The sequence below is a fragment of the Pseudomonas sp. MAG002Y genome, assembly GCF_019400845.1.
Taxonomy (GTDB): Bacteria; Pseudomonadota; Gammaproteobacteria; order Pseudomonadales; family Pseudomonadaceae; genus Chryseomonas; species Chryseomonas luteola.
The window spans coordinates 1-969 of sequence record NZ_WOEJ01000049.1 but is presented as its reverse complement, the minus strand read 5'-3'; the positions used below and the strand labels follow the sequence as shown (position 1 = coordinate 969).

Here is a 969-nt window from a genome sequence, read left to right as displayed (position 1 = left end):
CGCACCTCTCCCAGCGAACAGTCACCACTGTGTTATAGAAGAAATGTGGTGCAGGGAGAGTCCATTACAGCCTTCAAGCCGCTCGCTTCGCTAACTCGGGACGGGCTAAAGCCCGCCCCTTAACCAAACGTTAGACCTAGATCATGAATGGACTTACACGCGAGAATTCATCGACTATCGCCTTTGTCGTGAATTGTTATTTCAGTGATGCAATCAACACTGAAGAACTGCAGCAGTGGGCTTTCATGGTTATGGAGTCAGCAGAATCATATCCAGACTACATAGCGGAACTATCAAATTTTGACGCACCTCGCTTTCATATCTACAACTCAATAGGCTTCAGCCCTGGTCGTAGTTTTACAAAGCAGGAGGATGAAGCAATCTTCGGAATTGCATATCTCCGCAATCGTGAAGTATTTGACGGCCCGAGCAGGCATCGAGCTTTGAATTCACTACATGATAACCATGCAATTCTTACTGAGTTTCGAAATTATTTCCCGTTCATCCAAGTAGAAGTGTAACGTCTAACTAGTGGTTCAAATCGTTCGCTTCGCTCACTGGGACGGGCTAAAGCCCGCCCCTTAACTAATCGTTAGGTATCAAAATGACATGGATGTCCAAATATATCGCTGCAGCAACACCACCGGTAATTTTCTTTGCACTCTGGAAGCTAGGAGTTTTCTCCTACTATCACTTTGACTGCCAAGGAAATATCAAAAATCTAGCCCCGTGCTCTATAAGTGGCTTTGATCTTCTACCTTGGCTAGGTTTCGGCATGTTCTGGAGCCCAATACTGTTTTGTCTATCGCTACCTATTTCTGCGTTCTTCTTGATCGATACAGGGGCAAAGCACATAGGGTCAAAGCGAGGCTTACAATGAAACCTAACAAACGGTATATGGACTCTCCCCACAAGCAGTGAGGATAGCTTTTTCGATCCTGTCGTCAGCGCGGTTGCATTCGTATATCC

At 45.8% G+C, this 969-nt stretch carries 1 protein-coding gene; it reads left to right on the top strand.

The genetic code is table 11. The annotated features are described in order from the left end of the window. Nucleotides 1-143: 143 nt before the first annotated feature. Nucleotides 144-521 (top strand): hypothetical protein, encoded by a 378-nt coding sequence (locus tag GM154_RS25495; RefSeq protein ID WP_219654323.1) that lies wholly within the window; start codon nucleotides 144-146, stop codon nucleotides 519-521. Nucleotides 522-969: the final 448 nt, after the last annotated feature.

What these genes read in the sequence shown, in the direction of transcription:
- GM154_RS25495 (WP_219654323.1), top strand. Translation starts at nt 144, where the DNA reads ATGAATGGACTTACACGCGAGAATTCATCGACTATCGCCTTTGTCGTG.